The organism is Martinezella calliandrae (genome assembly GCF_030272695.1).
In the GTDB taxonomy this organism is placed as follows: domain Bacteria; phylum Pseudomonadota; class Alphaproteobacteria; order Rhizobiales; family Rhizobiaceae; genus Rhizobium; species Rhizobium calliandrae.
In genome coordinates this window covers 1-604 of record NZ_JARFYN010000192.1, presented here as the reverse complement: position 1 = coordinate 604, position 604 = coordinate 1, and the positions used below count along the sequence as shown (strand labels likewise).

Below are 604 nucleotides of genomic sequence, written 5' to 3'. Positions count from 1 at the left end.
CTGAGGCGCGGTCTCGCCCCAGATAACCGGCAACCACTCGTCGGGCGGGATTGCCTCCGGCCCGACGGCGATGCCGGTCAAAAAGCCATCGAGATCGGACAGCAGCATACTCTCCGCTGGAGAGCTGTCGGACATGAGATAATCATCGAGATCATCAAGGCTCATTGCTTCGGTGACGGACGTCTGATGCGCAGCCATATCGCAATCCTTGTTGAACGTCGAATAAGTCTAAGGCCGACGCTCCGCCACAGGCAATGCTAAATGGTTTCCGTCCCCGGCATTCTGACTATCAACTATGCCACCATTAGAACGCGACTGCGCAGCAGTGCGTAGCCGGCACGGCCATACATCTGCCGCTTCAGTGTCTTCAGACGGTTGATCTGACCCTCGACGGGGCTGGTCGTCCATCGATGATTGATCGCGCCACGGACGGCCTCGATGTCGCGGCTAATTCCGGCAGCCATAGAGGCCAGTTCGCTGTCCCCGTCCCCAGCGATCCAGCCCTCCAGGAGGGAGGCATCATCACCCCGCAATATTGCGGCTAATCGGCGAGAAAGATGCCCGGCAACCGAAAGCTGCGGCGCACGTTCGTAAACATGCTTCA

At 58.9% G+C, this 604-nt stretch carries 1 protein-coding gene and 1 pseudogene; both read right to left on the bottom strand.

What is annotated here, in order from left to right; genetic code table 11:
• A partial coding sequence (locus tag PY650_RS36670; protein ID WP_285885001.1) for a YecA/YgfB family protein occupies nt 1-198 on the bottom strand: 198 nt, incomplete at its 3' end.
• Between the two features lie 95 nt (nt 199-293).
• A pseudogene (locus PY650_RS36665) lies at nt 294-604 on the bottom strand (ISL3-like element ISMdi2 family transposase); the annotation flags it as partial.